Here is a 6,427-nt window from a genome sequence, read left to right as displayed (position 1 = left end):
TCAAGTCAATCCGATACCGCTTCTTCGACATACGGGCCCCATGAATCGGCCCGCGACACGGCGAGAACCGATTGGCTGCGGGGGACGCAGTGCTTAGCATGACAACACTTCCGCCTTTGGTCGATACAAGGGACTAGCTGCAGTCGATCAGTATCTTGAGGACGCCGGGATCGCCTGCTCGCGAGAGTGCCTGGGTCGCGCGGGCGAGCGGAAAAGTCTCCGCCACGAGGGGAGCGACGCTGACGCTGCCCAGACTCAATGCGTCGAGGGCCGGTGCGAACGGGCCGCAACGAGAGCCGATGACCTGGATCTCGTTGATGACGAGGGGTGCCAGATCGAGCTGAAGCCGCTCGGCCACGGTGCTCTTCAGCACAAGGCTGCCTCGGGGTTGCGTGGCGGCGATGGCCTGTTCGAAGCCGAGGGGGCTGCCAGTCGCTTCGACGACCAGGTCGGCATTCGCGGACGCCGGGTCGAAGGCCTCCGCCCGGCAGGTTTCTACGCCGCGGCCTTCGAGGCAAGCGAGCTTCTCCGGGTGTCGCCCTACCGCGGTTACCCGCGCGCCCGTTCCCGCGATGACCTGGGCGACGAGCAGGCCCAGCTTTCCGTCTCCGAGGACGATGCAGTTCATGCCCGGGTTCACCTCGAGTTGCTCCAGGATCTCGAATGCCGCTGCAAGCGGTTCGGTGAAGACGGCAGCTTCGTCGGGGACGGCGGCGGGAACCCGGTGCAGGTTCGAGACAGGCACCGCGACATGACTGGCGAACGCGCCATCCGCCTCGAGGATTCCCATTACGCGACGGGTTGCGCAGTGCCGGCCGAGGCCCATGCGACAGCGATGGCAAGCCCCGCACGAGAAGTTGATTTCTCCGACCACTCGTTCGCCGCACCAATCGGAAGGCCCCGTTTCCACGACGCCTACGAACTCGTGGCCGAGGATGCCCTGGAAACCCATGTAGCCCCGGGCGATCTCGAGATCGGTGTTGCACACACCGGCGAGGTTCACTCGCACGAGCGCCATTCCATCACCTGCCTCAGGTTCCTGGCGCTCCTCCAGCGTCGCACGACGTCCGTCGAAATAGAGGGCCTTCACACCGCAGACGATATCACCTGCTCAAGCAAACAAGTCAACGGGCGGGGACGGGGTTTACAATTGACTTATTGAAAAGGGGCAAAGCCCCTTTTCAATAAGTCAATTGTAAACCCCGTCCCCGCCCGTTGACTTGTTTGCGTCTGGTGGTTCAAGCGAGAGGATCCGACTCGCCGCTCAACAGGCTCTCCAGCACGCCGCGGTGCGGGATGGTGCTATCCGGATCGTCGCTGGTTTCGGCTTGACCGAAGTGCACCATGCGACGATGGATGCGCGACATCACGATGGCGTGGCGCAGGGCCGCGTAGGTGAAGTGCCAGACGAGATTGCGTGGCGTCCGGCTGGAGGCGCGCTCGTAGGTGGCTGCGACGTCGGTCAGGCGAAGGAAATCGGGCATGCCTGGCTGTCCTGCCATATCGGCGATGTTCTGGAAGAAGGCGTGCATGAAGCACAACCAGCCGAGGTCCATCTCGCGCGGGCCGAGGCCGGCCATCTCCCAATCCAGGAGCGCGACGGGTTGGAAGCCCGCATACAAGACGTTTCCGATACGCGAGTCGCCCCAGCTGATGACGGTCTCGCCTTCGTCGTCGGGCCAGTTGGCATCCAGCCATTCGAAGGTCTGCTCGATGATCGGTTGGCGAACGCCATCGGCGATGACCCAATCATAGTAGTCGCGTTGATTTCGTACGTGGCGCCTCAAGGGCGTGTCCCCTGCGACATCGAACTCGAGGAAGCCAGCGTCGGCCTTGACCGGGTCGATTGCATGAAGCGCGGCAATCGCCTCGACCGTGCCGGTCATCAACTGGTTGCGATCATCCCCGTTCGCTTCCAACAGCCAGCCCGCAAAGAGGTAGGGCGGAATATCCGGGGGCACCCGACCGTCGACGCGATCCATCACGAAGAAGGGAGCCCCCAGCGCAGCCGGATCCTTTTCGAGCCAGCGCACGGCAGGAACCGGAACACCGCTTTGCTCGGTGATCAGGGCCAGCAACCGGAACTGACTCTCGAGGTCGTAGGTGGGAAAGACCGGAACGTCACGGAGATCCGGTGCGAGCCGCCCGACGAGGTGCGACGTTCGTCTCTCGCCGGCTTCGCTCCAGGTCGAGTCGAAGAGCAGCGTCTCGCTCGACATTCCGGTGCCCGAGGGCGCGGAGAGTTCTGAGATCGTCGGCTCGGCCCCTTCAGGAAGCTGTTCCGCGAGCCATCGCTCCAGCCGCTGGCGCGTTTCTTCCCGGTCCAGCGTCGAACGTTCGACTTCCGAAAAATCCGGTTCGCTCATCTTTGCTCAACCGCCTCCCATGGCCTGCAGAACGTTTGCCCTGGCTCCGAGGGTATGACCAATGCCGGAGAGCATGCCAAAGCTCCGGCCGACCAGGACGAAATCGCCGGGGATTGCCACGAGCGGATCTTCGCGAACCGCGTCGAAACCCCCGTGGCAACGGATGCCCCCGGCGATCAGCGGTTCGTAATAGCTCCTGCTTCCGAGAGGTTCTTGCTGGGAATAGTTGAGAGAAGGCTCGGCATCGCTCGGCATGGCGGATCTCCCTGGGCGGCGCAGCAGCCGAAGCGTAGCGCGGAGCTTTACTCGTTCCCCAGAACGGAGCTTCACTCCTCACCCAGGAAGTAGTTGAACATCTCCGTGTCCTCGCCGTGGAGGATCTCGCAGGCGTGGGCAGGTGTGTCCACGAAGTAGAGCTGCTGCCGCATGACCGGGTCCCCGCCGAGTGTGCGAGCGAGGGCTGCCAGTACCTCGAGGTGGCGATCGCGTTCCCCGGCTGGCGTTGCTAGCAAGACGACGCAGTGCACCAGGCGGTTGTCCGGAGTGGGGAAGGGCAGCCCCTCGGCGGAGAGGCCCATGACGCCGAGCATGCCGAAGCCTTCCGGAAGCTCGCCGTGGGGTACGGCCAGGCCTTCGCCGAGACACGTCGAGACGAGGGCTTCGCGTTCGAGGACCGAGCTTCGCAGTTCCTCCCGATCGACCCCGGTCAAGTGGTGAGAGGAGATCAGTAGATCGACCATCTGGCCGATGGCGTCTTCCATCGAGTCGGCGTGCAGGCCCGTCACGATGTTCTCCTCCTGGAGGAAATCGACCAGGCGTGCGCGATCCTTGCCGATCTCGCCCGAGCGGCGCAAGGCAATGCGCGTCGTGATCGGCCCGATGATCTCGTTGATGGTGACGGCCGTGAGGACGACCGCTGTGAAGAGCTCAGAAGTGGCAGCAAAGGCCGAGTCGTTCTGGATCAGGATCACCAGGCCGACTGCGACGCCGGCCTGGGGAAGCAGCGCCATGCCCAGATTGTTCCGCACGCGCTCCGTGGCGCCGGCCAGCGCCATCGCTGCGCTGGCTGAGAGGAGCTTGCCCGCCGACCGCGCGACCACGAAGACGAACGCAACCAGCCCTCCGGCGGCAGCATGATCCAGTGAGAGATGCATGCCCGCCAACGTGAAGAAGACACATAGGATCACGGGCTCGAAGTCGGCAAACACCGAATCCACCAGACGATCGCGAGAAGGGTTCAAGTTGGTCTGCACCACGCCGAGCGCCAGGCAGGCGGCAAGCGGGGAAACGCTCGCGTAGGAAGCCAGGCCAAACGTCAACAGCAGGGTGACGACCGAAAGCGTGGTAATCCGCTCCGAGCGCAACACGCGGAGGGTGAGGACGTGGTGGAGCATCGCCATGCCCGCGCCGATCAAGATGGCCTGACCGATCTGCGAGAGGCTCGCTGCCACGATCTCCATCGCCGGAACGGCGAGCAACTCACCCTCGCCGCCCATCGTTCGTCCTGCGGCTCGTGCGACTTCGAACAAGAAGATGCAGGACATGTTGTTGATCGCGACCGCCGCGACCAGCGTTTTCACGAACACGCCCTTCGATCGGGTCTCCCGGACCAGGGCGATGACCGTGGCCGGGGCCGTGGAGACCGCCAGGGTGGCCAGCAGGATGGCTACCAGGCTGGTGGCCTCGGTGAGGCCGAGGATCAGGCCGGCCACGACCAGTGGTGTGATGATGGCCTCGGCCAGGAGCAGCCAGAGCAGCCTGCGCCCGGCGTTGCGCAAGCGGCGAACATTGAGATGAGCTCCGACGGTTACGCCGATCAACGCCAGGGCGAAATGCGTGAGGGGTGCGAGGTCGGCGACCGACGCCTCGTCGAATAGATCCAGGACGGACGGTCCGAGAGCCACGCCGGCAACGATCTGCCCGGTCACGGTCGGCAAACCCAACCTCTGAGCCGTCCAGCCGAGAAGAGTGCCCACGACCAGGACGGTTGCCAGGAGCAAGAGCGGATCCGCGTGGGGGAGCGCTGTCAGCTCCAGAGGACTCAGCCCATCACCTCGCCGGCGTCCACCGCAATCGACTGGGCCGTGACCATGCGGGCCCTATCCGAACAGAGGAAGCCCACCACTTCTGCCACGTCCTCGTCCGCCGGGATCTCGCCTAGGGGCATTCCGGCGGTGATCTCGGAGATGATCTCCTCCTTCGCGACGCCTCGCTCCTTGGCCTGCCAGCCGACGTACATCTCGACCGGCGGGCCCCACATCCAGGTGGGCACGACCGTATTGACGCGGATCCGCTCCGGCCCGAGTTCCGCGGCAAGGTGGTACATGGCCGACATCAATGCGCCCTTCGAGGATGCGTAGGCCAGTTGCTTGTTGGGCGGAGGGAGACGGAAGGATTGGGAGCCGATCAGTACCACCGAGCCTCCACCCCTTTTCTTCATGGCCGGTACCGCCGCCTGGATGAGATTCATCGTGCCGACCACGTTCACCTCGAGGGCCGAGTGCCAATCGTCGCTCGAAGTCGCGTCGAGGCCTCCGAAGAGGGCATCGCGCGCCGCGACCTGAACGATCGCATCGATGCCACCGAAGCGTTCCTCGCCCCGGGCGATGAATGCCGCACAGGCATCGGCGTCGGTGATGTCGACAGCAAAGGCCTCGACCTGCGCACCGCTGGGGTCGAGTTGCTCAGCGATCTCACGGAGCCGCGCCTCGTTGCGAGCCCCGACCAGCACCTTCGCGCCATCTCGTAGGGCAACCCGGGCGACCTCCCCACCCAGGCCGGGCCCGACGCCTGACACGACTACGGTTTTGCCTTCCAGGATCATGCGGCCCCCTTGGTACGCGACTCCACACCCTCACGGAGGGCCCAGCTGGTGTCAAGCGAGGAGCGTCTTGGGGGCTTCCCCTTCGCCGAGGTCGTCAGAAAGACCCCAGATGAACCGTCTTGAAAGCCCCATCGAATCTTGGATCCACGAATGAAAAATGGCATTTATGCCGGACGAATCTGGGTGAAATACCCTAGAAATCCGAGGTTGAATCGAGTCAACCTGTGGGCTCATCCCCTCCGTTGTCCCCGCCAGCCCCAACTACGATCGAGCATCGTCGCCGAAAGATTCAGGTCAATGCCTGACTTACGCAACGGTGTTTCATCCGAAATGAATGAGATGAATACCGCCTACCAAGCGGCGATTTAACTCGGAAAGTTGGGAGGAACGACTGATTCAGCGAATCCCCCCCCACCCGATAACTGTTTTACCCATTGAGGGTACGGGGGGAAATCATGACTCAGACAACTGTTCTACTTGCGGATCATCAGTGCGTCGTCAGAGAGGCGATGCACCTTCTGATCGAGCAACGAAACGATTTGCATGTGGTCGGCGAGGTTGGCAGCGGCGAAGCGGTCATCGATGCGGTGGGTCGCTTTTCACCGGACCTGGTCATCATGGAGCAGGGCCTTCCTGGGATGCCGACCGTCGACATCATTCGCAAGACGGTCGAGACGAGCAGTCGTACCAAGGTGCTGATGCTCACCGCCCAGGAGAACCGCTCGGCCGTCGAAGACGCCCTGCGTTCCGGCGCGGTTGGCTATGTCGTGAAGACGGCCTGCTCGAAGGAGTTTCTCGAGGCGATCGATGTGGTTCGGGAAGGCCGTTCCTACCTGTCGCCTTCGGTTGCCCACCATCTGGTGAACGCGATCAGCCATCCAGGGGAAAGTTCCGGCACTGGCGCTGGCTCGCTGACCAACCGCGAACGGCAGGTCGTACAGTTGATTGCCGAAGGGCTCTCCAGCAAGGAGATCGCTGCGCACCTGGGGGTCTCTCACAAGACCATCGAGAGCCACCGCGCCAGCGTCATGGAGAAACTGGACATCCACAAAGCCTCGGCGCTGGTTCGCTACGCGATCCGCGAGGGGCTCGTCGCGCCCTAGCCTGAACTATGCACGAAAGTTGGCTGAGAAGCTGGCTTTCCAATGTTTCAGCGTGCCGCGCGGCGATTGACGCTGACGGATCTCGTTTTGGGTGGTCGATGCCCATTCCGTGGCGCGAATGCGGAGTGTGCTTC

General features: G+C 63.4%; 6 protein-coding genes. 1 reads left to right on the top strand and 5 read right to left on the bottom strand.

The genetic code is table 11. The features are described 5' to 3' along the window. Positions 1 to 133: 133 nt before the first annotated feature. The 5 genes from GY937_28435 to GY937_28415 form a co-directional block, all read right to left on the bottom strand. A complete protein-coding gene (locus tag GY937_28435) occupies positions 134 to 1,090 on the bottom strand; it encodes an alcohol dehydrogenase catalytic domain-containing protein (protein ID MCP5060643.1) in 957 nt (318 codons plus the stop codon). 148 nt (positions 1,091 to 1,238) lie between these two features. Further along, the gene (locus GY937_28430) at positions 1,239 to 2,366 is read right to left on the bottom strand and encodes a phosphotransferase family protein (GenBank protein ID MCP5060642.1); all 1,128 of its coding nucleotides are present in this window, start codon (positions 2,364 to 2,366) and stop codon (positions 1,239 to 1,241) included. Positions 2,367 to 2,372: 6 nt separating this feature from the next. After that, positions 2,373 to 2,621 (bottom strand): hypothetical protein, encoded by a 249-nt coding sequence (locus tag GY937_28425; GenBank protein MCP5060641.1) that lies wholly within the window; start codon positions 2,619 to 2,621, stop codon positions 2,373 to 2,375. Positions 2,622 to 2,692: 71 nt separating this feature from the next. Then, entirely contained in the window at positions 2,693 to 4,366 is a 1,674-nt protein-coding gene (locus GY937_28420; GenBank protein MCP5060640.1) for a PTS transporter subunit EIIA, read from the bottom strand. A gap of 41 nt (positions 4,367 to 4,407) precedes the next feature. After that, positions 4,408 to 5,190 (bottom strand): SDR family oxidoreductase, encoded by a 783-nt coding sequence (locus GY937_28415; GenBank protein ID MCP5060639.1) that lies wholly within the window; start codon positions 5,188 to 5,190, stop codon positions 4,408 to 4,410. A 455-nt stretch (positions 5,191 to 5,645) separates the two neighbouring features. Here GY937_28415 and GY937_28410 point away from each other — a divergent pair, with 455 nt between their 5' ends. Next, a complete protein-coding gene (locus tag GY937_28410; GenBank protein MCP5060638.1) occupies positions 5,646 to 6,293 on the top strand; it encodes a response regulator transcription factor in 648 nt (215 codons plus the stop codon). Positions 6,294 to 6,427 lie beyond the last annotated feature (134 nt).

The organism is bacterium, from assembly GCA_024228115.1.
Lineage (GTDB): Bacteria > Myxococcota_A > UBA9160 > UBA9160 > UBA6930.
Note: the sequence above shows the minus strand (reverse complement) of the source record. Positions and strands in the feature narration are given on the sequence as shown.